This is a genomic window from Streptomyces sp. NRRL F-5755, assembly GCF_001279365.1.
Classification (GTDB): Bacteria; Actinomycetota; Actinomycetes; order Streptomycetales; family Streptomycetaceae; genus Streptomyces; species Streptomyces rimosus.
Window position 1 is genome coordinate 89,083 of the sequence record NZ_LGCW01000306.1, and the last position, 20,548, is coordinate 109,630.

Here is a 20,548-nt window from a genome sequence, read left to right on the forward strand (position 1 = left end):
TCGATACCGCCTTCGATGTCGACGCGATGCTCGCGGACCTGAGGGCCCTCGTCGAAATCGAATCCCCGTCGCGCGATCGCGACGCCTTGGCCGCGTCGGCGCGCACGGTCGCCGCCGTACTCGAAAACCGCCTGGGCGGGCAGGCCACCCTCATCGAGAGCGAAGCCGGGCCGCATGTCCACTGGTCGGGCGGCGGCGACCCGGACGTACTGATCCTGGGGCACCACGACACGGTCTTTCCGCTCGGCACCCTGGCCCGCCGCCCGTTCAGGGCCGAGCACGGGCGGGCGACCGGGCCCGGCGTCTTCGACATGCTGGGCGGCCTGGTCCAGGCGGTCCATGCCGTGGCCTCGCTCGCCGACCGGTCGGGCGTGGAATTCCTGGTGACCGCCGACGAGGAGGTCGGCTCCCACTCCTCCCGGAGCCTCATCGAGGAACGGGCCCGCGCCTGTGGCGCGGTCCTCGTCATGGAGGGTGCCGGTGAGGGCGGAGCCCTGAAGACCGGCCGCAAGGGCTGCGGCACCTTCCACGTCACCGTCACGGGCCGGGCCTCGCACGCGGGCCTCGAACCCGCGGCGGGCGTCAACGCCCTGGTCGAAGCGGCCCACCTGGTGCTGGACATCGCGGCGCTCGGCCGCCCCGACATCGGTACGACGGTCACCCCGACCGTCGCTTCCGCCGGAACCCTGGACAACGTCGTCCCCGCGGAAGCGACCATCACCGTGGACGTACGGGTCGAGACGGCCGACGAGAAGGACCGCGTCGAAGCGGCCTTCGCGGCGCTCTCCCCCCACCTGGACGAGGCGGAGATCACCGTTCGGGGCGGCATCGGCCGTCCCCCGATGCCCGAGTCCGCGTCGGCCGAACTCTTCGCTCTGGCACAGCGGTTGCTGCCCGGCGTCGAAGGAGTGGCGGTCGGCGGCGGCAGCGACGGCAACTTCACGGCCGCACTGGGCGTACCGACACTCGACGGTCTCGGAGCCGTGGGCGGCGGCGCCCACGCCGACCACGAGTACGTGGTGATCGAGGCCATGGCCGAGCGGGCGCGCCTGGTCGCGGGGCTGGTGGAGGCGATCCGCTCCGTACGGAACGGCCGCGACCAGGGGCGTACGGACCCAGATGCCCGGCCGCTGGATGCCTAACCGTTGTCGGGCCCGCCGGCGGCAGGCCCGACCAGGACAGGCTTGACGACGCGCCCCGTGGCGGCGGCTTCCGCGGCGGCCTCGATATCGGTGAAAGGGAACTCGGTGATGAGTTTTTCGAGCGGAAGCCGTCCCTGCCGGTAAAGGTCGATCAGTTCCGGAATGACCTTGGCCGGTACGGCGTCGCCTTCGGTCACCCCGCGCAGGGTGAGGCCCTTGGTCAGCACCGGCAGGGTGTCGAATTGCGCCGTACCGATACCGACCAGGGCGAGCGTGCCCCGTTTGCGCAAGGTGCCGATCGCCTGGGACACGACGGCCGGTTTTCCGGTCGTGTCGATCGCGTAACGCGGCCCTCCGTGGGTGAGATCGCGGAGGGCCGCCGCCACGTCGTCCTCGGTGGTGGGGTCGATGACCGCCGAGGCGCCCAGTTCCATGGCCAGCGAGCGGCGCGCGGCGATGGGGTCGACGGCGATGACGGTGCAGTCGTCGGCGACGGCGGCCATGACGGCACTCAGGCCGACACCGCCGGTGCCGAACACGGCCAGCGTGGCGCCCGGGGGCGGGCACAGGACCGTACGGACCGTACCGACACCCGTCTGGACACCGCACCCCAAAGGGGCGGCAACGGCCGCGGGGACATCCGCGGGAATCTTGACGGTGTTGCTCTCGGTGGTGAGGCAGTGCGACGCGAAAGCGGACTGGCCGAAGAAGTTGCCGTAGACCGGGGCGCCGTCCGTACGGGAGAGCGGGCTACTGCCGTCGGGACGGCAGCCACCGGCATTCAGAATCCCGGCGTCCTCGCAGTAAGCAGGCTCCCCCACCGCACACTGCGCACAACCACCACAACTCCGGTACGTGAGGCACACCGTGTCCCCGGGCACGAACCCGGTCACCGCGTCACCCACCGCCTCGACGACCCCGGCCCCCTCATGCCCGAAGACCATCGGCAGCCGCTGCGGAGGCCACATCCGCCGCATGCTCAGGTCGGTGTGACAGATCCCCGCGGCGGTGATCCGCACCAGAATCTCGTCCGCCCTGGGCGCTTCAAGCTCCAGATCCTGAACGGCGAAGGGCCCGCCGGGTGCTTCCACCAGAGCCGCTCGTATCCGCAACGCACACACTCCCTCACTGGTCACAGGCACGAAGACGCGTCTTCCCCACCCGAAACGCCTGCCTTTCGGCTCCAGGCCCGCCCCCTGTCCCGGCCCTGCCCCGTCCCAGCCTCGGGGAACTCGGTGGACGCCCGACAACCGATCAAGACACCATGCCGCCGTGGAATCACTCAAGATCATCGCCGGTGACGCAACCGACCCCCAGGCCAAGGGCCCGAAGATTATCGCCCATGTCTGCAACGACCTCGGCGGCTGGGGCAAGGGCTTCGTCCTGGCCGTTTCGCGTCGCTGGCCCGAACCGGAGCGCGCTTACCGCCGCTGGCACCGTGCGCGCGCCGAGAACGACTTCGCGCTCGGTGCCGTGCAGTTGGTGCAGGTCCGACCTGACATATGGGTCGCCAACATGGTCGCGCAACGCGGGATGAAGACCGGCAGCAGCGGCCCGCCCATCCGTTACGAGGCCGTCGAACGCAGCCTGCACACCGTCGCCGACCACGCCCTCGCCCACCAGGCATCCGTCCACATGCCGCGCATCGGCTGCGGCCTCGCCGGCGGCAAGTGGGAACGCATCGAGCCGATCATCAACAAGACCCTGTGCGCCCGCGGCGTATCCACTACGGTCTACGCCGCTTGAGCGGCTTCCGTCTGCCGCCGGTACCGGTAGAACGCCCACCCCGTATACCCCACCGCCGGTGCGGAGATGCCCGGCACCAGACACCACGGGAGGCCGAGCAGCAGGGTCAGGAAGCCCACGGCGGCGCAGGTGAGCGCCGTGGCTATGAGCAGGGGTCTGCCGTACGGGCGCCAGGTGAAGGGGGCGTGGGATCGGGGGCTGGTCAGCCGGACGGTGCCGAAGAGCAGGGTCATGGCGGCCAGCAGGCCCAGGAACGTGCCGAGGGCGGCCGTCATCTGGGGCTCGTCGCGTGGTGCGTCGGAGGTGGTTTGTTCCGCGCCCGCTTTACTGATCGTCATGACGCGGCCGCGCCAGACCGTACCGGTGATCCGGTCGCCCGGCTCCAGTGTTTCGAGCACCGGATCGGGGTCGCCGAACACCGCTTCCCCGTTACCGGCCGGCGCGCCGGACAGGGTCGCCTTGTAGCTGCCGTTCCGCCCGCCCCTGACTTCCGTGTTCTCGACCGTGAACGAGACCGTACGGAGGCAGTCGTGCGCCGCTTCCGGTCGCGGGTGGGCGGGGCACGGCTGGGCGGCCACGTAGTCCCGGTAGTGCTTGATGTCCGCGGGCAGCCAGGCGGCGAAGGTGAAGTAGCAGGACAGTGCCGAGATGGCGGTCAGCGCGATCAGCGCGATGCCGGTGAGACGTGCCCGGCCCGGGGACCGGTGGGCGGTCCGGCCGGTTCGGGGCGGGGGCAGTGGCGGGCCGTCCGCCCCGTGGGACGTGTTTGCTCGCGTCATCGTCATGGTTCGCCGTCTCTCCTGGCCTGGTCCGTGGCGCCGGCCCCGCGAGCGCCGCTCCGGGCCTGGCACCCCAGCCTTTCCCGGCCGGAGGCCGGCGCATCATGCGTACAGCAGGCAAGGGTTGACGGCTTCTATCTGCCATGGTCCGGCAATGGCGGGTCCTGTCGCGAAAAGCAGGTGCGAATAGGCGTATTTACATCCGATACTTGCGCGGACTCACAGCTGCACAGAGGAGGTGGGCGGTGAAACTCGCCGAAGCACTGGCGGAACGCGCGGAGGCGGCGCGGCGTGTGGAACAGCTGCGTGCGCGCGTCGTCAGCAGCGCGCGGTACCAGGAGGGCGAAACGCCCGCCGAGGACGCGGCCGAACTGCTGGCCGAGGCGGACGAGGTGCTGGCCACCCTGGAGACGCTGATCCGGCGCATCAACCGCACCAACGCCGCCGTGGACATGGGCCGGCACGGCACGCTCACCGACGCGCTCGCGCGCCGGGACGTGCTGCGGCTGCGTCACTCGGTGGTCACGTCGGCCGCGGACGCGGCGGCGGGGACGGGCGAGCGCGGGTACGGCCGGCAGCTCCGGTCCGAGCTGCTGACGCTTCCGGCGCTGCCGGTCGCGGAACTGCGGCGGCAGGCGGATCTCATCGCGCGGGAGGTCCGGGAGATCGACGTGGCGATCCAGCGGACGAACTGGGAGGTCGATCTGCTGGACTGAGCAGGCGGGCGGCAGCGGACGCCGATGTGGAGCAGGTAGCCGTTCCGGAGGCGTGCACACACCGAGGGCCGGCGGTTTTCCGGTCCACTCCTGGTGCGTGAAGAGCAACGCCGGGGTTCGATTCCCCACTGACAGTGCAGCTCAGCATCGCGTACAGGAAATGGTGCACACCGCACAGCACATCACCACGTGCAGATCCGGGGCGGCGAGGGCGGGTTCGGGGTTTCCACATCGTTCGGTACGGGGTGGGCGTGGCCGGGACAGGGGCATCAGGGCACGGCCCCCTCACTCCCCCGCCGCACTCCCCTGCTCCTCCTGCCGCACCCTCTTGTTACGTGCCCCCACCACCATCCCCGTGGCCACACCCGTTGCCGCGATCGCTGCCGGGACCATCCAGCCACGGTTGAAGACGTGGCCGAAGGCGTGGTCGAGGGAGAGCCTGCCGGGGCCTGTGATGCCGAGGCCGGTGGCTGTCAGGCCCAGGTAGGCGGGGTGCTCGTAGCCGCCGTCCTGCGCGAAGAAGCCGTTGGGCCGGTGTACGACGGCGGCGCCCGCCATCGCCCCCGCGGCGGCCGCGCCGGCAGCCGGGGTCGCCAGGCCCAGGGCCAGCAGCACACCGCTGCCGACCTCGGTGAGCCCCGCGACCGTCGCGTTCGCCTTGCCCGGTACGTACCCGACGGACTCCATGAACTGGCCGGTCCCCTCAAGCCCGCCGCCGCCGAACCAGCCGAACAGCTTTTGCGCGCCGTGCGCGGCCAGCACGCTGCCTGCGCCTGCCCGGAGCAGCAGCAGGCCCAGGTCTCGTCGGTCGAAACAGGTCACGGTGACTCCCGGAGCAGCTGGCAGGGACAGTCCCCTCCGCGTGCCCATCGTCGCTCCCCCGACACGTCGCGGCCTCGTCCACTCGGCCATTCAGGTGAGGGGCGGCGGCCCGGTGCGCGCCGGCGCCAGTGTGTGCCGGGGCGGGTCAGCCGGCTCCCCAGCCGCCGTCCAGGGGTACGGAGGCGCCGTTCACGTAACCGGCGTGCGGCGAGCACAGCCACAGCGCCGCCGCGGCGACCTCCTCGGGCTCCAGCAAGCGCTTGATCGGTGACCGGGCCAGCAGCACGTCATTGAGCACGTCCGCGGGGTCGATCCCATGCGCGGCGGCCTGGTCGCGGATCTGCTTTTCGACCAGCGGCGTACGGACGTAGCCGGGGTTGATGCAGTTGCTGGTCACACCATGCTCCGCGCCTTCCATGGCGGTGACCTTGCTCAGCCCTTCCAAGGCGTGCTTCGCGGCGACGTAGGCGGCCTTGTAGGCACTCGCCCGCCGCCCGTGGACGCTGGAGATGTTCACGACTCTGCCCCAGCCGTTCGCGTACATATACGGCAGCGTGCGCCGCAGCAAAAGGAACGGTGCCGTGACCATCACCTGCTGCATCAGCGTGAACCGCTCCGGCGGGAATGCGGTGAGCGGGGCCACGTGCTGGAATCCGGCGTTGTTGACGAGGATGTCGGCCTCGGCCGGCAGCCGCTCGATCGCGGCGGAATCGGCCAGGTCCGCGATATGCGCCCGGCCGCCGATTTCCGCGGCGACGGCTTCGGCCGACTCGGCGTCCTTGTCGACCACGTGGACCGCGGCCCCAGCCGCCGCGAAGGCGATGGCGCACGCTTTGCCGATACCGCTGCCGGCACCGGTCACGAGGACGGTACGCCCGCTGAGGTCGATGACGTCGGCGGAAAACGAGGAGGGGGGCGGCGTGGTGGGAATCATGATGGAGAACGGTAAGGGCAGCGCGGCCCGGTGCCTATGGGGGGGGTGGCCCACGGTCTGTGGGCCGCGGTGGCGAGTTCACGCCACGGGCCCGCGAACTCGCCGTCCGTACGGCCAGAATCGAGGGGACCCGCCGTCCACCGAGACCGGATAAGTGGGACTAATAAGGTCTGGTGGCACCGGAAAGGGTACGGATAGCGTGTTGCGTTTTGTTGTGATCCAGAGAAATCGGTGTTCGCGCTCAGTCGGTACGCCGGGAGCAACACGGTCCCGTCGTACGGTCCGCCCGTGGGTTACGCCTTTCCCCACGGGCATCGCTTTGCCGGGCAGCGTCAACCGGGCCATTCCTCGCCAGGGTTGGTGACAGCGCCCCCGTCTTTCCGCGCATGTGCCACGACCGGCTCCAGTGTGCGCGTGGTGCGCGTCCTTGGTGCTCGACCCGACGGAGGGGGATTCCGTATGTCCAGCGTCGTCGTCATCAATCCGGTGAAGTCCGGCGTCAAGTACAAGAAGGCGGTGAAGGACAGAGGGCACCGGCTCATTTCGGTGTACGCCTTCAGCGAAGAGCTGCTGGAGAAACGCTGGCCCTACCACGCGGACGGGGGCGTCTCGTGAGTGATATCGCGGACGAGATCGCCGACATCACCGGTACGGACGATCTGGCCGTGGTGGGGCGGGGGAACATCTCTGTATGACCATGCGGGGTATCCGCACGCCGTCGACCATGTCGTCCTCCGTATTCCGCGGTGTGTTCGAGAAGTCGGAGCACGCCCGGGCGGAGATCTTCGCCCAGCTCGGCGAGAAGTGACGTGCGAAGTGACGACGGACGGCCCGCGCACCGGCCGCGGCGCTGCCGTACGGCGTGCACCGGCGCACCGACGATCGAGGAGACCCCCTGTTGGCGACGGATCTGGTGCGCAAGTACCGGCTGCTCTTCGCGGTACCCGGCTTCCGCCTGTCGGCCGTCGCCGCCCTGACGGCCAAGCTCCAGCCGGGCATGTATGCGATGTCCCTGCTGGCCCTGGCATCGCACCATCTCGATTACGGCGGCGCCACCCTGGTGGTCGCGGCCGCGTCGTTCGGCGCGATGACCACGCCGCTGCGGGGCAGGCTGCTCGACCGGTACTCCTACGCCGCGGTGCTGTGGCCGCTGCTCGTCCTGCACCTCGGCACGCTGCTGCTGTTCGTCGCCGCCGCGCGCGCCCACGCCGGCCTCACCGCGCTGTTCTGCATGTCCGTACTGGCCGCCGTCAGCCTGCCGCCCATCGGCACCCTCACCCGTGTGATGTGGCGGAAGGCGGTCCCAGGTGACCTGCGGACGACCGCGCTGGCCCTGGACTCGGTCCTCGCGGACTTCGGCTTCATGGTCGGCCCGGTCGCGGCGGTCGTCCTGGCACGCAGCATCACACCGGATGCCTCGCTGCTGGTCTGCGGGCTGCTGGTGGCCGTCGCGGTGCCGCTGGGCCTGCGCGGCACCGGCGCCCGGTCCCCCAAGGAAGCGCCCGCGCGCGAGCATTGGGCAGGACCGCTGCGCTCGGCGGCGCTGCGCCGGGTCTTCAGCGTCGCGTTCTGTTTCTTCCTCGGCGTGAATGTCATGGAGGTCTCGCTCGCCTCCTACGGGCGCAAGGGCGAGGTGACGCTGGCCGGCGGGGCGCTGCTGAGTCTCATCGCGATGGCCAGCATGGCGGGCGGCGCGCTGCTCGGCGGCCTCCCCGCCCGGGCCGCCCGGCGCCTGATGCAACCCACCGTGCCGCTGGGTGGAAACGCGGTGTGCCTCCTGCTGCTGGCCGTCGCGAGCTTCGTCCACCCCTTCCTCGTGCCGCTGGCCTGCCTGCCGGTCGGCTTCTGCCTGGGCCCCTGCTTCGCCTCCGTGTACGGCACGGCAGCCGACCATGCGGGCAAAGGCGAGGAGGCCGAGACGCAATCGTGGGTGGCCGGGGCGATGATGGCCGGCGGCGCGCTCGGCGCGGCGGTCGGCGGCTGGTCCCTGGCACACGGCGGACTGGCCGGAGCCCTGCTGCTGGCCTCGGCGGCCTGGGCGGCCGGTGCGGTCTGCGGGGCGCGCGTCCCGCGTCTGTGCCCTGCCGTGGAGGGGGCGCGCGTCACTTCGGAAGCGTCGGCCGAGTGAGGTGGATGTGGGTGGCCAAGCGAACCCCCTAGTAGGACTGCCGAAGCCCTATCAGCCCCCTGGCCAGCACCGCCGCCCAGACCTGCCGTGCCAGCGCCTCGGTCGGCAGGGTGCCATCGAGTTCCAGGTCGCAGTCATGGCGGGCGGGTTCGACGTGTCGGTCGTGGGCGTCGCGGCGGTGGCGGAGGTAGTTGTGCAGCAGGACGTCGAGGGGGAAGCCGTCGCGCAGGCATTTGCGCTGGATCTTCCGTACGAGCCGGAGGTCGGCCGGGAGGTCGACGAAGACGTGAAAGCGTGCGCACGTCACCTGGGGTACGACGCGGCAGGCGAACAGGCCGTCGACGATGGCCACCGCGTGGGAGGCCAGCGCCGCTTCGGTGTCGAGGGTGAGGCGCGCGATGTCCAGCGACCGGGGATCGCCGAAGTCCAGGTGGGGTACGCCGTTCTCGCCGAGGTACCACACACCGCTGTCCGGTGTACGGAAGTAATAGTCGTCGGCGTGCAGCACCCGTACGGATTCGCAGGGTGTGGTGGCCGCCAGCGCGGCTGCCAGCGTCGTCTTCCCCGCGCCCGATCCCCCGGTCAGTGTCAGCAGCATCGGCTCGCCCTCTCCCCGTGACGTCCTGTGTTCGTTGCCGGGCCCGGGTTGGCCCGGTCGCGGCGGCACCAACGAGGAGATGTTGTGACACGACGTAGCGTCAAGGCCGGGATCATGGCGGGAGCCGCGCTGTTGCTCGCCGCCTGCGGAGGCGGTGCCGATGCTGCCGGACGGCGCGGTCGTCGCCGAACGCAGCACCGTCCTGCCGAGCGGCATGGAGCCGACGGCCGTGTGCGAGAAGGACGCCCTGCCAAGGGGGCGGACCTGGCGTTCGACAAGGACCTCACGCAGGTGGCGGGCATCGCCCGGGCCTGCAAGGTGGGCCGGGCCGCCGCCTTCGACCTGACCACGGGCAAGGAGGTCTTTCCGCCCGACCCGGACGCGTTCACCGAGCGCGCGAAGAACAGCGATGCCGTCTTCCACCCGGTCACGGGCAGGCTCTGGCACAACGCGAGCAGCCCCACGGCTTCCGGTCGAGCGACCCGATCGTCTCGCGCGGCACGGAGGCGGGCATCGCGAGCGAGCAGCGCGTCCCGTACGCGAAGATCCCGTCTCTCCTCGGACAGGACGGACCGCTGGCGGCCACCGTACTGGCCCCGACCGGCGTCCGCGGACGTGCCGTTCCGTCCGGCGGGGTGGTGGCCACGGGCGGGCGGTCCGGGGGCGTCCGTCTCACGCAGTTCGCGGACAAGGGCCGGGTCGGCGCAGACGCCTTCCTCACCGACCTGGGCACCAAGGGCCTGGGCGAGAGCAGGCAGTGGACGCCGTTCCGCAGGGACTTCACGGCCGGAGCCCGGCCGCTGAAGGTCGCGAACGTGGACCAGCCCCTCGACGGCGCGGACAAGCACCTACGTCCCTGGTCCGGCGGACAAGCACCGTACCTCCCTGGTCCGCTGGAACTGACGGCCGCGCGGCGCTCCCCGGCGGACCGCCGGGGAGCTACCCGTCCGCGGCCAGCGACGTGACGAGGTCGGAGGCGGCCAGGAGGCGTGCCTCCCCCGCGTCCAGTCCGGCCGGGTGCAGCGCGAAGACCTCCGCCTGTCCGGTCAGCGGCAGGTCGCCGCGCAGCAGGTACGCCAGCTGGGCCTGTCCGAGGTCCGGGGTGCCGGCGGCGTCCGTCGTCGGCGTCCCGATGCGGCCGGCGAACTCCGCCGTGTCCTCGCCGTCGCGGCGCCGGTAGGTGCTCGCCGAGCCGTCGTGGTGGCGCACCACGACGGTGCGCGCGCGGGCGGCGGCCTGCCAGGTGGCCAGTTCGCCGAGGCCGATCCGGGCGCCGGAGGCGAACAGGGCCGTCAGGCCCCGGCCGAGCGTGGCCAGGGCGTCCGCGTGGCGGTGCACGGCGTGGTGGGTGCCGGTGACGCCCTTGACCACGTCGAGCCAGCGCATCGTACGGCCCGCCACATCCAGGACCATCGGCACCGCGGCGCGGGCCCGGCCCGTCAGGTCGAAGCGCTGCTCCACCTGGCGCGGGTCGAACACCAGCCCCTCGTCCCCCGGCCGGTCGCGGACCATCAGCCCGGCGAACGCCTCGTCCAGGTCCTCGAACGCGACGTTGTTGTAGGAGAAGACCACGGCGACCGCATAGCGGACGCCGGCCGCCGCCAGCTGGTCCAGGTCGAGGTCCACGAACTCCGCCGCACCCTGCGGCGCCGGTGCGCTGGTCAGGTCGCCGGAGTGCACCGCGGCGTCCTTCCGGAAGCGCAGGTCGGTGTAGTCGCAGGTGCCGGTGTGCTGCCAGTCGGCGGTGTACAGCGCCACGCTCAGGTCCAGGTCGGTACGGCCGGAGACCGCGCTCTCCATCCAGTGCAGGAACAGGCGCACCGTACGTCCCTCGGGCACCGGCAGTTCACTGCCGCGCGGCAGGGTGACGAGGGCGCGCGAGGCGGTGCGCTCCGCGAACGGCGCGATGACACCGTTGAGTCCGGCATCGACGACCGCCAGGTCCACCGGCGGCCGGGCGGCGGCGCGGCGCAGTATCTCGCCGGTCAGGACGGTCACCGTACGGGCAACGGCGTCCGCGGGCAGCGGGCCGCGCTCGTCCGCGACGATGTGCGCCTTCGCGTTGCCGCCCTTGGGGAAGAAGACGCGGTCGTGCTGCTCGGGGGCGGTACGGGTCCGGATCTCGCCGAGGGCGGAGAGCAGCACCGCCGGGGACACCTTCCGTACGGCCTTGTCCAGCGCGGCCGGCACCGCGCCGACGTGGTCGCCGTTCGCGGCCGCCAGCCGCAGCAAGTGGTCCAGGCGGCGCAGCAGTTCGCCGGGGCGCTGGGCGAGCAGGGCGACGGCGGCGGGCACGTCCCGGTCCGCCAGCGCGGCTTCGACGCGGGCGGGCCAGTGCGGCAGGCGGACCCGGTCGCCGGAGGCGTCGGCGTACGGCAGGGTTCGCGCCTCCGTACGCAGCCGCTCGGACAGGGCGTCGTCGCTGAGCCGGACCTCGCGCAGTACGGCGACGGCGAGCGCGGCGCGCGGGTAGCGCTCGGCGTACTCGAAGGGGTGCAGCCGCTCGGCGGCGTGCTTCCACGCCCTCGGGTGGCGGCGCATGTCCTCGACGGCCAGGGCCGGTTCGAGCCGGTCGAGTACGGACAGCAGGGCGCGGCGCAGCGGGCGCGGCACCTGGGCGAAGCGGGGTACGTCGACCAGGCCGGCGTCGCCGCCGGAGCGCACCACGAGCAGCCGCAGCACATCGGTCGCGGTGTCGATCAGGCCGGTGGCCGCGGGCAGCGTCACGGCGTGCGCGGCCGGGTCGGCGAGCAGCCAGGCGAGGAGCCGGGCCTTGGTTTCGCGGCCCGGGACGGTGCGGGGCAGCCAGGCCAGGTCGGTGCGGTCCCGGGAGTCCAGGAGGGTGTGGAGGTCGTCGGTGTCCTGCGGGCTCGGCGCGCCGGTGCGGGCGAGGAGGGTGTTCAGCTCGCGGCCCGCGTCGGCCGTACGGGCGGCGAGGTCGCCGCCGTGAGCGAGGACGCGCAGGCGCTCGGGCAGGGCGCGGCCGGGCTCGGCTTCCGGGCGCGGTACCTGCGGGCTCAGGAACGGGTCGTCGGCGACGAGGCGGCAGTGGCAGACCGGGCAGCCGGAGAAGTCCTTGCCGTCGAAGCACATCCGGCACACCAGATGGGCGCACGGCGCGAGGGCGTGCACCGTCCCGTCCGTACCGCACAGGACGCACGGCTGCCGGGGCTTCTGGAAGAGGAGGGTCAGCACGCGGTCGATGTAGAAGGCGTCGGTGTCCGCGGGTGTGGTCTCCGGGAAGCCGCGGAAGAGCGGGCTGTAGTCGCGGTCCGCACCGAGGCCGTGGTCGAGGTCCGCGAGCAGGGCGCGGCCCGCCGCGGTCAGCGCCCGGGTGTCCAGTACGGACAGGGCCTGCCGCAGGTCGGCGGACATCAGGTAGCCGCGTTCCAGGAGGTCGGCCTCCAGCAGCGAGACACCCGCGAGGCCGTCCACCGTCGGGCGTGCCGCGTCCCCGGCCGTGGCGGCGGGCAGGTAGACCGCGCCGCGACGGGACAGGAGTACGGCAGCCAGGCTGCGGCGGCTGTCGGTACGGATCGTGCTGATGGTGAGCGTCATGGCCTTCCTCCCCCGCCCGGCGGGAACGCCGGGGCCACGCGAATTCCTGCGGAATACGTGCGCGAGTCGGCCTGTCGGTTGTTTCTGCCGCTTCGCGCCCCGGTGAACGTATCAAGCCCCGAAAGCGTGCCGCATCCGCATTGAGCTGCGGCCCGAGCGCAGGAAGAGCAGCTGGTCAGCGACACTTGCCCGAGATCAAGTCGGCGTCACGGCAAAGACGTTGAAGCGGGGCGGAAAGTGAGCGCACTCATTTTTCGAGAGAGGAAAGTGAGAAGGAAGCACGCTGCGGAGCCGCCCCGCGTGGCACACATTAGCAAGCGCCGGGGAAGCGGCGAAATGAATTTACGGGCAGGGCCGCGGGCTGCCGCCGGCCCCACCTCACCCGTGATCTACCTAACTCACACGCCAGCTTGCCTAAAGGCTTTAGGCAACTGCATACTCGGTTACGCCAAACGAAAGGAACCCCATGGCACGCGTAGGGCTGACCGCGGAACGTCTGACCCGGGCGGGCGCCGAACTGGCCGACGAGGTCGGCTTTGACCAGGTGACCGTCTCGGCGCTGGCCAGGCGGTTCGACGTGAAGGTCGCGAGCCTGTACTCGCACGTGAAGAACTCGCACGACCTCAAGACCCGGATCGCCCTCCTCGCCCTGGAGGAACTCGCCGACCGGGCCGCCGACGCCCTGGCCGGGCGGGCGGGCAAGGACGCCCTGACCGCCCTGGCGAACGTCTACCGCGACTACGCCCGGGAGCACCCCGGCCGCTATGCCGCGGCGCAGCTCAGGCTGGACCCGGCGACGGCCGCCGCCAGCGCGGGCGTGCGGCACGCGCAGATGACGCGGGCCCTGCTGCGCGGTTACGACCTGTCGGAGCCGGACCAGACCCATGCCGTACGGCTGCTGGGCAGCGTCTTCCACGGTTACGTGAGCCTGGAGCTGGGCGGCGGTTTCAGCCACAGCGCTCCCGACACGCAGGAGACCTGGACACGGGTCCTGGACGCGCTCGACGCCCTGCTGCGGAACTGGCCCGCGACCTGATCAGGGCCGGGCCCCGCACCGAACACTCCCTCCACCACGCCACACCTACAGGTAAAGGTCATGCACACCAACCCCGACTGGATCACCACCCCCATCACCGCCGACCTGCTGCGCGGCGCCCTCGACGTGGAACGCACCGAGCGCGGCGTGCTGCCGCACCGGCTGCCCGCGTGGGCCCGCGCCCAGAACGTCGACGGGCAACTGGCCATGGCCGAGTCGCAGCCGTCGGGCGTGCGGCTGGTCTTCCGTACCCGGGCCACCGCCGTCGAACTGGACGCACTGCCCACCAAGCGGGTGTACGTGGGCGCCCCGCCCCGGCCGGACGGCGTGTACGACCTGGTCGTCGACGGCCGTCCGGCAGGCCGGGCCGACTTGCCGGACTGCGGCAACACTCTGACCATCGACATGGCCGCCGGGACCGCCGAGCAGCGGCCCGGTGCGCCCGGCACCGTCCGCTTCACCGGCCTGGCCGACGGCCCCAAGGACGTCGAGATCTGGCTGCCGCACACCGAGACCACCGAACTCCTCGCGCTGCGCACCGACGCTCCCGTCGAGCCCGTACCGGACCGGGGGCGCCGGGTGTGGCTGCACCACGGCAGCTCGATCAGCCACGGCTCGGACGCGGCGAGCCCCACCACGACCTGGCCGGCGCTCGCCGCGTCCCTCGGCGGCGTCGAACTGATCAATCTGGGCCTGGGCGGCAGCGCCCTGCTCGATCCGTTCACCGCCCGTACGCTGCGGGACACGCCGGCCGACCTGATCAGCGTCAAGATCGGCATCAACCTGGTCAACGCCGACCTGATGCGGCTGCGCGCCTTCACCCCCGCCGTCCACGGCTTCCTCGACACGATCCGGGAAGGCCACCCCACCGCGCCGCTGCTGGTCGTCTCCCCCATCCTGTGCCCCATCCACGAGGACACCCCCGGCCCCTGCGCCCCGGACTTCTCCTCCATCAGCTCCGGCCAGCTGCGGTTCCGGGCCACGGGCGACCCGGCGGAGGTCGCGAGCGGAAAGCTGACGCTGAGCGTCATCCGCGACGAGCTGGCCCGGATCGTGGCGCAGCGGGCGGCCCAGGACCCGAACCTGCACTACCTGGACGGCCGCGACCTCTACGGCGCGGCGGACGCGGCCGAGCTGCCGCTGCCCGACGAACTCCACCCGGACGCCGCCACCCACCGCCGCATCGGCGAGCGCTTCGCCGGGCTGGCCTTCACCGGCGAGGGCGCCTTCGCGGACGGCCGGGCCGCCTGATCCGGGCGCCGCCCGCCGGTCAACCCTGGTGGGAGGCGAACAGGTCGAGCAGCCGCTCCAGTCCCCGGTCGCCGAACATCAGGTCCAGGTTGGCCGCGGACTCGGCGGCGGACGCCTCGCTGCGCGGGAAGAGGGCCTGCTCGTACGCGGCGAGGGCGGCTTCGGTGTCACCGGGGTGGGCGGCGACAGCCCGGCCGAGTTCGGCGCCGTCCAGCATGGCGAGGTTGGCACCCTCCCCCGCGAACGGGGACATCAGATGGGCGGCGTCGCCGAGCAGGGTCACGCCGGGGGTGCGGTCCCAGCGGTGGCCCACAGGCAGAGCGTGGATGTGACGCGGTACGAGCGGCCCGTCGGCGTCGGCGACCAGGGCCCGCAGCCGGTCGTCCCAGCCGTCGAACTGGGCCAGGACGGCCTTCTTGGCGGTGTCGGTGGCGGAAGCGCCGAAGTCGATGGTGCCGAGCCATTCCGGGCCGGTCTTCAGTGCGGTGTAGACGTGCAGGCTGCCGTCGGACTCGCGGTGGGCGAGGAAGCCCTTCCCGTCGCCGAGGCTGAAGAAGAAGCCGCCGCCGACGAGGGCGGCGCTGTCCGGGTGGCGGGTGTCGGCGTCCAGCAGGTCGGATTCGACGAAGGAGATGCCGGTGTAGGCGGGGGTGGCCGGGGAGACCAGCGGCCGGATCCGGGACCAGGCGCCGTCGGCGCCGACGAGCAGGCCGGTGGTGCAGGCCGTACCGTCGGCGAACGTCACCTCGTGCCGTCCGCCGCCCAGCGCGCGGGCGCCGGTGACCTTGTTCCCCCAGCGGACGGTGCCCTCGGGCAGCGAGTCCAGCAGCAGGTCGCGGAGCCGGCCGCGGTCCACCTCGGGCCGGGTGCCGTCGCCCTCGTCCGCTTCCTCCATCCGTACGGTGCCGTACGGATCGACGATGCGCGTCGCCTCGCCGCCCGGGAGGACGAGCGCGCGGAACGGCTCGTGGAGGCCGGCGGCGCGCAGGGCCTGCTGTCCCGCGTCGTCGTGGATGTCGAGCATGCCGCCCTGGGTGCGGACGTTCCGGTCGGCCTCGCCTTCGAGGACGACCGCCTCGATGCCGTGCACATGCAGGACACGGGCCAGCGTCAGACCACCGAGACCGGCGCCGACGATCGCGAGGGGGTGGTGCGTGGTGGGCATGGTGGTTCCTCGATTCGGTGCTGGCGGGCGATGGAGTCGGCCGAGGGCGTTCAGGACGGCCGGGGCGTGGCCGCAGCTCCGTTGACGACCATGCGGAACGTCCAGGCGAGCCGCTGCTCGGGGGTTCCGGAGAACAGGTCGTCGCCGAGGGCGGCGATGCGCGGGTACGTATCGGGTGTGGCCTGCCGCAGCGCGCTGACCAGCGCGTTGTGTTCCTCCTCCGCGCCCGGGTCGCGGTCGCGGGTGGACTGCTCGGCCGCGGTGGCGGTGGCCACCTGGAGCAGGATGTCCACGCCCCAGGCAGCCCGGTCGTCCGGGACGCCGCCCTCGTGCAGCAGGGCGAGGACCGCCTCGACCAGCGCCAGGTAGTTCGGCCCCGAGGGGCGGGCGACCAGCGCGGAGTGGGCGAGGCTCGGGTACTGGAACAGGGTGCGGGTGTACGAGCCGAGCAGGTCCACCAGGCGCTCGCGCCAGTCACCAGGCGCACGGGCCGGACCGAGGTCCACCGCGCCGAGGAGTTCTTCGAGGATCGCGGCGTGCAGCTCGGCCGTGTTGGCCACGTACACGTACAGCGACGCGGGACCGGTGTCGAGCTCCTTGGCCAGACGGCGCATCGTCACCCGCTGCAGCCCTTCCGACCGCATCAGGGCCACGGCGGTGGCCACGATGCCTTCATGGGTGAGGGCGGGCTTGGCGGGGCGCTCACGGCGGCCGGCTGGGGTCATGCCTCCACCGTAACGAACATGTTCGTTACGAACAAGTTCGTTCAGGTCTCCGTTCGGCTCTCCGTTCAGCGCGCGGTAAATCGCGGTGCGGCGCGCCGGGCGCACTGGCTAGGTTGGCGACCGTGATCGATCCGATGCCCGTATTCCGTACGCTGCTGCACGCCGATGGCGGGGACGCCGGCTGGGAACCCGTGACGGACGGCGAGTCCGGGGCCGCCGTCTTCCGTTCGGCCGACGGTTCCCGTTACGCCAAGTGCGTTCCCGCCGACCAGGTCGCCGCTTTGGAGGCGGAGCGGGACCGGGTGAGCTGGCTTGGGACACAGGACGTTCCCGGGCCGCGCGTCCTCGACTGGCGTGTTGGCACCGACGGGGCCGGGCTGGTGACCAGCGCTGTCGAAGGGATTCCCGCCGACCGGGCGTCGGCCTCGATGCTGCGGGCGGCGTGGGAGCCGATCGCGGACGCCGTGCGGCGGTTGCACGAACTGCCGCCGGAGAAATGCCCCTTCACGCGCGAACTCGGCGAAATGTTCTCCATGGCCCGGGATGTCGTCGCGCGGGGAGCGGTCAATCCGGACTTCCTCCCCGAGGAGCAGCGGCACACGCCTCCCGGCGAACTGCTGGGGCGCCTCGCCCCGTACGTCGAGCAGCGCCTCGCGCAGGAAGCCGCGCAGACCGTCGTCTGCCACGGGGACCTGTGCCTGCCCAACATCATCCTCGATCCGGACACGCTGACCGTGGCAGGCTTCATCGACCTCGGCCGCCTGGGACGCGCCGATCCCTACGCCGACCTCGCGCTCCTCTTCGCCACCGCCCGCGAGACATGGGGCGACGACGAACAGTGGTCACAGTCGGCCGAAGAGGAGTTCGCCGCCCGGTACGGAATCGCCCTCGACCGGGACCGCGAGCGGTTCTACCTGCATCTCGACCCCCTGACCTGGGGATGAGCCCGTCTTACCCGGGGACGAGCCCGCTGTTCGCCGACGCGGCGCGGCGCAGCGCCAGGGCCGCCAGCGCTTCCGGAGCGCCGTCCTGGCCCCGGATGCCGGGAAAGGCATTGATGTCCACGATGAGCGGGGAGCCGTCGCCCGTGTCGATGACGTCCACGCCGTAGACGTCCAGCGCGAAGACCTCACCGGCCCGGCGCACCATGTCGGACCAGCCGGGCGGCAGGTCGGCGAGGGCGAGCGGCAGCGTGGGCCCGCGTCCCTCGGGCGAGAGTTCCGAGCGGCGCAGGGCGGCGAAGAGCCGGTCCCCCACCGCCCACAGTTTGTGGTCCCACCCGCTGTTCGGGACGAATTCCTGGACCACGACCGGCTCCCGCGGGTGCGCGGCGGCGAGCGCGCGCAGCTGCTCGCCGCTGTCGACGCGGGCCACCAGATCGTGCTTGCGGCTGTGCCGGCTCTTGACCACCACCGGGCCGGGGAGCCGCGGCCCGTCGGCCAGTTCGGCGAGCGTGGCGCAGGTACGGGTGTCCGCGAAGGGGAGGCCGGCGCGCCGGGCGTACTGCGCCATCGCCGTACGGTCCTGGAGCAGCGCGGTCGCAGCGGCCGAATTCACCACGGGGGCGCCGCGTGCCTCCAGGGCACGGGCCAGGGCGAGGGCACGAGGCGTGCGCGCTTTGAGCAGGTGGACATCGGCGCGCGGCTCGGGGTCCTCCCCCGCCGTTTCCGGATCCAGCGTCACCACGTCGTGCTCGGGACTGAGCAGGGCGGTGGCGGCGGCCAGCAGCGGGTGGGCGGGGTCGCGCGTGATCAGGGCGATCCTCATGCGCTCTCACCCGCCACCGCGGGAATGTGCACGGGGGCCGGGTCCTGTGCCGGCGCCGCAGCCTGCGCGGGGAGAGCGACCTCCACGGGACCCACGCCGGGAACGGGAACGGAATCGGGATGCGCCCGGCCCGCCAACGACGCCCCGCCGACCGCACCGTGCTGTTCCGCTGCCGGGCCGCCGGCAGCGGCCCGTTGCCCGGCGCGCGCCAGCCCCAGTACGGCGCGTGCCACCCGCGCCACCGCGTCCGGAACCTGCCGGAAGCTGGGGAAGTCGTTCACGTCGACGACCACCGGGCCGTCGGGCCCCAGCAGGACGTCCACGCCGTACAGGTCGAGGCCGTACACCGCCCCCACCTGGTCCACGATCGCGGCCACCTCGGCCGACAGCGGCACACGGCGTTCGCGTACCGCGTGCTCCGGGTGGAGCGGGGAGCGGCGCTCGGTGGCGTACAGCTCGCCGCCGACGCAGTAGACCTTGATGTCGATGCCCGAATTGGGCACATACGGCTGGGCGATGAGCAGCCCCTCCCGCGCCAGCTCGGGAACCATCGCGGCCAGCCGTTCCGGCGACGCGACCAGGTGCACGGCCCGGCCGGAGCTGCCGTCGGCGGGCTTGACGACGAGCGGGTACTCCGAAGCCGGCAGCTCCGCCAGCAGTTCGGGCCGGGCCGCGGCGTAGGTACGGGGCAGCGGCAGCCCGCGGGCGCGGCCGATCGCCGCGGCCAGCGCCTTGTCCCGTACGCCGCGGATGGACCGGGCGTCGTTGACCGTCGTCATCCCGGCCGAGGCCGCCGCTTCGAGCAGGGTCAGTCCGGGCCCGCCGGAGACCGTCTTGAGCACCCATGCGTCGTGGGTGCCCGCCCGCACCGCCTCGGTCATGTGCAGCAGGGAACCGCCCGGCCGCAGCACGTCCACCTGGTGGCCCCAGGCGGTCAGTTGACGGATCACCTCATTCGGCATGCCGTCGTGACGGTAGTTTTCCTCCACCAGGAAGCAGAGCCTCATCGATCTTCCTTGTAGTCCGCCGAGCCGGCCCGGCGCGTTGCGAGACCACAGGATGTCATGCGCCGCGCGGGGCGCTCGCCCCGGCGTCGGCGGCCGGCCCGGAGGACGCCGACCCTGGCAAGTCCGACGGGCTCAGGACGGGCTGCCGGGCGCGGGCTGGTCGTGTACGGGCTCGTCGTGCGCGCGTGCGGCGTGCTCGGCGCACAGGCAGCCGACGCCCTTCCCGATCCACTCCCGGCCGGTCCACTGCGGATGGCGCCGGATCATCAGGTCCGCGATCTCGTCGGCGATCGTCTGCTCGTCGGCCGCCGAGTCCCGGCGGAGCCAGGTCTCCTGCCGCAGCTCCGCGAGGTAGTCGCGCACGTCGGCGAGGAGTTGCGGGCCGCCGAGCCCGCCGTGGCCCGGTACCACGATCCGCGGGCGCCGGGCCGCCAGCCGCTCCATGACCGCGAGCCAGCGGGTGCCGGAGACGTCGGTGTCGTGCGGCGGGAACCACGGGAAGACGGCGAACTGGCCCGCTTCCACGAGGTCGCCGGTGAACAGCACGTCCGCGTCGGGTACGCCGATCACCTGGTCGCCCTTGGTGTGCGCCCGGCCGGTGGCCCGCAGGTGCACGACCCGGCCGCCCAGGTCCAGGTCGTAGGACCGGTCGTAGACGATGTCGGGCCGTACCAGCCGGACCTCCTCCAGGCGGCGTGCGGCCGACTCGCTGAGCTGCCGGAACATCTCCAGGTAGCCGGGGCCCTTCATCTCCAGGTCCGCGGCCTGGTCGCGGTTGGCGAGATAGGTCGCGGCGCCGGTGAAGGCCTCCGCGCCGAAGGCGTGCTCGGGGTGAAAGTGTGTCGTCGTCAGGTAGAGCTTGCGGCCCCGTGCGTGGTCCGCCGCGAATTCCAGGACCCGTTCCGCGTTGCGGGGGCCCATGCCGGTCTCCACGACCAGGACGGCGTCCCGGCCGCCGATGATGCCGATGTTCGGCACGAGCTGTACTCCCTGGTCGGGGATGACCAGCAGGTCGTGGGCGATGTCCTGGGCCCCGGCAACGTGCACGACGGGGTCCGGCCCGGTGTGTTCGACCGTCTTCGGCGCCCCGGCCGCAGCGGTTCCCCCGGCGGCGTTCGTCGTCTCGGTCACGTCTGTCATCTCGGCTCCTCGGCGTCGCGATCCGGTACGCCGT

21 protein-coding genes are annotated in these 20,548 nt (G+C 72.2%); 10 read left to right on the forward strand and 11 right to left on the reverse strand.

Translation table 11 applies throughout. The annotated features are described in order from the left end of the window. The first annotated feature begins 26 nt into the window (after positions 1-26). A complete protein-coding gene (locus ADK86_RS35320) occupies positions 27-1,142 on the forward strand; it encodes a M20 family metallopeptidase (RefSeq protein WP_053700368.1) in 1,116 nt (371 codons plus the stop codon). Here the strand turns inward: ADK86_RS35320 and ADK86_RS35325 are convergent. Further along, complete coding sequence (locus ADK86_RS35325; RefSeq protein WP_234346249.1) at positions 1,139-2,233, reverse strand: NAD(P)-dependent alcohol dehydrogenase; 1,095 nt, start codon at positions 2,231-2,233, stop codon at positions 1,139-1,141. The two genes, ADK86_RS35320 and ADK86_RS35325, sit on opposite strands and share 4 nt — an antisense overlap. A gap of 181 nt (positions 2,234-2,414) precedes the next feature. Between ADK86_RS35325 and ADK86_RS35330 the strand changes: the two genes are divergently transcribed. Continuing rightward, positions 2,415-2,888, forward strand: coding sequence for a macro domain-containing protein (locus ADK86_RS35330; RefSeq protein WP_053700282.1), 474 nt, complete (start codon positions 2,415-2,417; stop codon positions 2,886-2,888). Here the strand turns inward: ADK86_RS35330 and ADK86_RS35335 are convergent. Further along, a complete protein-coding gene (locus ADK86_RS35335; protein WP_053700283.1) occupies positions 2,876-3,673 on the reverse strand; it encodes a hypothetical protein in 798 nt (265 codons plus the stop codon). The genes ADK86_RS35330 and ADK86_RS35335 overlap by 13 nt on opposite strands. A gap of 239 nt (positions 3,674-3,912) precedes the next feature. Between ADK86_RS35335 and ADK86_RS35340 the strand changes: the two genes are divergently transcribed. Beyond that, entirely contained in the window at positions 3,913-4,383 is a 471-nt protein-coding gene (locus ADK86_RS35340) for a DIP1984 family protein (protein ID WP_053700284.1), read from the forward strand. A 285-nt stretch (positions 4,384-4,668) separates the two neighbouring features. On the opposite strand, the gene ADK86_RS35345 is transcribed toward ADK86_RS35340, so the two are convergent. Together ADK86_RS35345 and ADK86_RS35350 are read right to left on the reverse strand one after the other, a co-directional pair. After that, positions 4,669-5,205, reverse strand: a complete 537-nt coding sequence (locus ADK86_RS35345; protein WP_053700285.1) for a DoxX family protein — start codon at positions 5,203-5,205, stop codon at positions 4,669-4,671. Between the two features lie 145 nt (positions 5,206-5,350). Beyond that, positions 5,351-6,139, reverse strand: coding sequence for a 3-hydroxybutyrate dehydrogenase (locus tag ADK86_RS35350; protein ID WP_053700286.1), 789 nt, complete (start codon positions 6,137-6,139; stop codon positions 5,351-5,353). 459 nt (positions 6,140-6,598) lie between these two features. Here ADK86_RS35350 and ADK86_RS44020 point away from each other — a divergent pair, with 459 nt between their 5' ends. From ADK86_RS44020 to ADK86_RS35355, 3 genes are all read left to right on the forward strand, one after another. Next, complete coding sequence (locus ADK86_RS44020; protein WP_199834536.1) at positions 6,599-6,754, forward strand: hypothetical protein; 156 nt, start codon at positions 6,599-6,601, stop codon at positions 6,752-6,754. Between the two features lie 76 nt (positions 6,755-6,830). Then, positions 6,831-6,947 (forward strand): hypothetical protein, encoded by a 117-nt coding sequence (locus ADK86_RS45040; RefSeq protein WP_078952477.1) that lies wholly within the window; start codon positions 6,831-6,833, stop codon positions 6,945-6,947. A 90-nt stretch (positions 6,948-7,037) separates the two neighbouring features. After that, entirely contained in the window at positions 7,038-8,267 is a 1,230-nt protein-coding gene (locus ADK86_RS35355; RefSeq protein ID WP_053700287.1) for an MFS transporter, read from the forward strand. Positions 8,268-8,295: 28 nt separating this feature from the next. Here ADK86_RS35355 and ADK86_RS35360 read toward each other — a convergent pair whose 3' ends face one another. Continuing rightward, complete coding sequence (locus tag ADK86_RS35360) at positions 8,296-8,865, reverse strand: hypothetical protein (protein WP_053700288.1); 570 nt, start codon at positions 8,863-8,865, stop codon at positions 8,296-8,298. Between the two features lie 635 nt (positions 8,866-9,500). Between ADK86_RS35360 and ADK86_RS35365 the strand changes: the two genes are divergently transcribed. Further along, on the forward strand, positions 9,501-9,830 hold the full coding sequence (locus ADK86_RS35365; protein ID WP_053700289.1) for a hypothetical protein: 330 nt from the start codon (positions 9,501-9,503) through the stop codon (positions 9,828-9,830). Here the strand turns inward: ADK86_RS35365 and ADK86_RS35370 are convergent. Beyond that, the gene (locus ADK86_RS35370; RefSeq protein WP_053700290.1) at positions 9,805-12,423 is read right to left on the reverse strand and encodes an MXAN_6230/SCO0854 family RING domain-containing protein; all 2,619 of its coding nucleotides are present in this window, start codon (positions 12,421-12,423) and stop codon (positions 9,805-9,807) included. The genes ADK86_RS35365 and ADK86_RS35370 overlap by 26 nt on opposite strands. A 466-nt stretch (positions 12,424-12,889) precedes the next feature. Here ADK86_RS35370 and ADK86_RS35375 point away from each other — a divergent pair, with 466 nt between their 5' ends. Both ADK86_RS35375 and ADK86_RS35380 read left to right on the forward strand, forming a co-directional pair. After that, positions 12,890-13,459, forward strand: a complete 570-nt coding sequence (locus ADK86_RS35375) for a TetR/AcrR family transcriptional regulator (protein ID WP_053700291.1) — start codon at positions 12,890-12,892, stop codon at positions 13,457-13,459. Positions 13,460-13,519: 60 nt separating this feature from the next. Continuing rightward, a complete protein-coding gene (locus tag ADK86_RS35380) occupies positions 13,520-14,710 on the forward strand; it encodes a GDSL-type esterase/lipase family protein (protein ID WP_053700292.1) in 1,191 nt (396 codons plus the stop codon). A 19-nt stretch (positions 14,711-14,729) separates the two neighbouring features. Here the strand turns inward: ADK86_RS35380 and ADK86_RS35385 are convergent, their stop codons facing one another. Continuing rightward, on the reverse strand, positions 14,730-15,875 hold the full coding sequence (locus ADK86_RS35385; RefSeq protein WP_053700293.1) for an FAD-dependent oxidoreductase: 1,146 nt from the start codon (positions 15,873-15,875) through the stop codon (positions 14,730-14,732). A 50-nt stretch (positions 15,876-15,925) separates the two neighbouring features. After that, a complete protein-coding gene (locus tag ADK86_RS35390; RefSeq protein WP_053700294.1) occupies positions 15,926-16,600 on the reverse strand; it encodes a TetR/AcrR family transcriptional regulator in 675 nt (224 codons plus the stop codon). Between the two features lie 134 nt (positions 16,601-16,734). On the opposite strand from ADK86_RS35390, the gene ADK86_RS35395 reads away from it, so the two are divergent. After that, positions 16,735-17,544 (forward strand): APH(3'') family aminoglycoside O-phosphotransferase, encoded by an 810-nt coding sequence (locus ADK86_RS35395; RefSeq protein WP_053700369.1) that lies wholly within the window; start codon positions 16,735-16,737, stop codon positions 17,542-17,544. Between the two features lie 7 nt (positions 17,545-17,551). Here ADK86_RS35395 and ADK86_RS35400 read toward each other — a convergent pair whose 3' ends face one another. The 3 genes from ADK86_RS35400 to ADK86_RS35410 all read right to left on the reverse strand — a co-directional run bounded on the left by ADK86_RS35400 (position 17,552) and on the right by ADK86_RS35410 (position 20,514). Further along, positions 17,552-18,367 carry an ATP-grasp domain-containing protein gene (locus tag ADK86_RS35400; RefSeq protein ID WP_053700295.1) on the reverse strand — a complete coding sequence of 272 codons (816 nt, stop codon included), beginning with the start codon at positions 18,365-18,367 and terminating at the stop codon, positions 17,552-17,554. Next, positions 18,364-19,374: an ATP-grasp domain-containing protein gene (locus ADK86_RS35405; RefSeq protein WP_053700296.1), complete on the reverse strand. Its 1,011-nt coding sequence runs from the start codon at positions 19,372-19,374 to the stop codon at positions 18,364-18,366. The genes ADK86_RS35400 and ADK86_RS35405 overlap by 4 nt, the downstream gene beginning before the upstream one ends. A gap of 132 nt (positions 19,375-19,506) precedes the next feature. Further along, positions 19,507-20,514 carry an MBL fold metallo-hydrolase gene (locus tag ADK86_RS35410; RefSeq protein WP_199834532.1) on the reverse strand — a complete coding sequence of 336 codons (1,008 nt, stop codon included), beginning with the start codon at positions 20,512-20,514 and terminating at the stop codon, positions 19,507-19,509. Positions 20,515-20,548 lie beyond the last annotated feature (34 nt).

Coding starts and splice junctions, on each gene's coding strand:
- ADK86_RS35320 (WP_053700368.1), top strand. CDS start 27: ATGCTCGCGGACCTGAGGGCCCTCGTCGAAATCGAATCCCCGTCGCGC.
- ADK86_RS35335 (WP_053700283.1), bottom strand. CDS start 3,673: ATGACGATGACGCGAGCAAACACGTCCCACGGGGCGGACGGCCCGCCA.
- ADK86_RS35350 (WP_053700286.1), bottom strand. CDS start 6,139: ATGATTCCCACCACGCCGCCCCCCTCCTCGTTTTCCGCCGACGTCATC.
- ADK86_RS44020 (WP_199834536.1), top strand. CDS start 6,599: ATGTCCAGCGTCGTCGTCATCAATCCGGTGAAGTCCGGCGTCAAGTAC.
- ADK86_RS45040 (WP_078952477.1), top strand. CDS start 6,831: ATGACCATGCGGGGTATCCGCACGCCGTCGACCATGTCGTCCTCCGTA.
- ADK86_RS35360 (WP_053700288.1), bottom strand. CDS start 8,865: ATGCTGCTGACACTGACCGGGGGATCGGGCGCGGGGAAGACGACGCTG.
- ADK86_RS35370 (WP_053700290.1), bottom strand. CDS start 12,423: ATGACGCTCACCATCAGCACGATCCGTACCGACAGCCGCCGCAGCCTG.
- ADK86_RS35375 (WP_053700291.1), top strand. CDS start 12,890: ATGGCACGCGTAGGGCTGACCGCGGAACGTCTGACCCGGGCGGGCGCC.
- ADK86_RS35380 (WP_053700292.1), top strand. CDS start 13,520: ATGCACACCAACCCCGACTGGATCACCACCCCCATCACCGCCGACCTG.
- ADK86_RS35385 (WP_053700293.1), bottom strand. CDS start 15,875: ATGCCCACCACGCACCACCCCCTCGCGATCGTCGGCGCCGGTCTCGGT.
- ADK86_RS35390 (WP_053700294.1), bottom strand. CDS start 16,600: ATGACCCCAGCCGGCCGCCGTGAGCGCCCCGCCAAGCCCGCCCTCACC.
- ADK86_RS35395 (WP_053700369.1), top strand. CDS start 16,735: ATGCCCGTATTCCGTACGCTGCTGCACGCCGATGGCGGGGACGCCGGC.
- ADK86_RS35400 (WP_053700295.1), bottom strand. CDS start 18,367: ATGAGGATCGCCCTGATCACGCGCGACCCCGCCCACCCGCTGCTGGCC.
- ADK86_RS35405 (WP_053700296.1), bottom strand. CDS start 19,374: ATGAGGCTCTGCTTCCTGGTGGAGGAAAACTACCGTCACGACGGCATG.
- ADK86_RS35410 (WP_199834532.1), bottom strand. CDS start 20,514: ATGACAGACGTGACCGAGACGACGAACGCCGCCGGGGGAACCGCTGCG.